We start from the raw sequence: 1721 nt of genomic DNA, 5'->3' as shown, positions 1-1721 counted from the left end.
CCGGGCCCCGCCCCGCCCGGGCTGGAGCGGCGCGAGCGCCAGCGGCTCAGCCGCGGCGTGCTGGCGATCGAGGGCCGGATCGACCTGCACGGGCTCTATCAGGCCGAGGCGCACGCGGCCTTGGTCGGCTTCCTGATGCGGGCGCGCGCCGCCGGGCATGCGCGGGTGCTGGTCGTGACCGGCAAGGGCGGCGAGGACGCCTATGCCGAGCGCGGCGTGCTGCGCCGCTCGGTGCCGCACTGGCTGCGCGGCGCGGAGCTGCGCCCGATCGTGCTCGGCTTCGAGGAGGCCGCCCGCCACCACGGCGGCGCCGGCGCGCTCTACGTCCGCCTGCGGCGGCGCTGAAGGCGCGGGTTAACCCGAGCGGGCTAATCGGGTAGGCGACGCGCGGAAGCGTTCGGGACCGGACATCATGCACGACGTCGTACGCGAGATCGTTCTCGACACCGAGACCACCGGCATCGACCCCAAGACCGGCGACCGGCTGATCGAGGTCGGCGCGGTCGAGCTCCTGAACCACATCCCCACGGGCCGGACGTTCCACAAGTACTGCAACCCGCAGCGGGCGGTCTCGGAGGGCGCCTTCAAGGTGCACGGGCTGTCCGACACGTTCCTGTCCGACAAGCCGCTGTTCTCGGAGATCGCCGGCGCGCTGATCGAGTTCTGCGGCGACGCCCGGCTGGTGATCCACAACGCGCCGTTCGACGTCGGCTTCCTCAACATGGAATACGCCCGGCTCGGGGCCAAGGCGCCGCCGCCGATCGTCCTCGAGAGCGCGGTCGACACCCTGCCGATGGCCCGGCGCAAGCACCCCGGCGCGCCGGCCAACCTCGACGCCCTGTGCAGCCGCTACGGCATCGACACCAGCCGCCGCACCAAGCACGGGGCCCTGCTCGACGCGCAGATCCTGGCCGAGGTCTACATCGAGCTGCTCGGCGGCAAGCAGACCGGGTTCGATCTCGGCGCGACCGCGGTCGCCGACGCGGTGGTCGACCGCAGCGCCGAGAGCGTCGTGCGCACGGTCCGCACCGCCCGCGCCCGCCTGACCGACGCCGAGCGCGAGCGCCACGCCGCATTCCGCGCCGGCCTCGGCGCCAGCGCGATCTGGGCCGAGTACATCGGCGAGGATACCGCCGTCTGACGGCAGAGCCGCCCTCACGGGTTGGTGCATCGCATGAAGTCCATATTGCAATGCAATATGGCGCCCCCATATGCCATCCACACGGATGGTGACGGGATGGTCGCGATGATGGATGTGATGGCACGGCCGAAGCCCGCGCGGCCGGCGGCGCGGCAGCCCGAGAGCGAGAAGATCACGATCAACCTCGGGCATGTCGACCTCGGGCACGTCGATCTGCTCGTGGCCGAAGGGGTGTTCTCGAACCGCAGCGACTTCATCCGCACCGCGATCCGCAACCAGATCGAGCGGCATGCCGACGTGACGCGCCAGTCGATGGCGCGGCGTAGCGTCGAGCTCGGCCTGCGCCACATCGACCGCGCCAGCCTCGAGGCGGCCCGGGCCGAGGGACGGATGCTGGACATCCGCGTGCTCGGCCTCGCCACCATCGCCGACGACGTGACCCCCGACCTCGCCCGTGCGGCGATCGCCTCCCTCGACGTGCTCGGCAGCCTCCAGGCCAGCCCCGCCGTCCGCGCCGCGCTGGCCGACCGGCTGCGCTGAGGCGCTGCCGAGCCTCCGCTCCGAGCCTCCTGCCCCATTC

General features: G+C 72.3%; 3 protein-coding genes. All 3 read left to right on the top strand.

Going from position 1 to position 1721, the window contains the following annotated elements:
* Positions 1 to 345: Smr/MutS family protein (locus FV223_RS26835; RefSeq protein ID WP_187276263.1), on the top strand; the 345-nt coding region annotated here is incomplete at its 5' end.
* A 67-nt stretch (positions 346 to 412) separates the two neighbouring features.
* Positions 413 to 1141, top strand: a complete 729-nt coding sequence (gene dnaQ / locus FV223_RS26830; RefSeq protein ID WP_147729763.1) for a DNA polymerase III subunit epsilon — start codon at positions 413 to 415, stop codon at positions 1139 to 1141.
* A gap of 105 nt (positions 1142 to 1246) precedes the next feature.
* Complete coding sequence (locus FV223_RS26825; RefSeq protein WP_147729764.1) at positions 1247 to 1681, top strand: CopG family transcriptional regulator; 435 nt, start codon at positions 1247 to 1249, stop codon at positions 1679 to 1681.
* Positions 1682 to 1721: the final 40 nt, after the last annotated feature.

Source organism: Methylobacterium sp. WL116 (assembly GCF_008039455.1).
In the GTDB taxonomy this organism is placed as follows: domain Bacteria; phylum Pseudomonadota; class Alphaproteobacteria; order Rhizobiales; family Beijerinckiaceae; genus Methylobacterium.
Note: the sequence above shows the minus strand (reverse complement) of the source record. Positions and strands in the feature narration are given on the sequence as shown.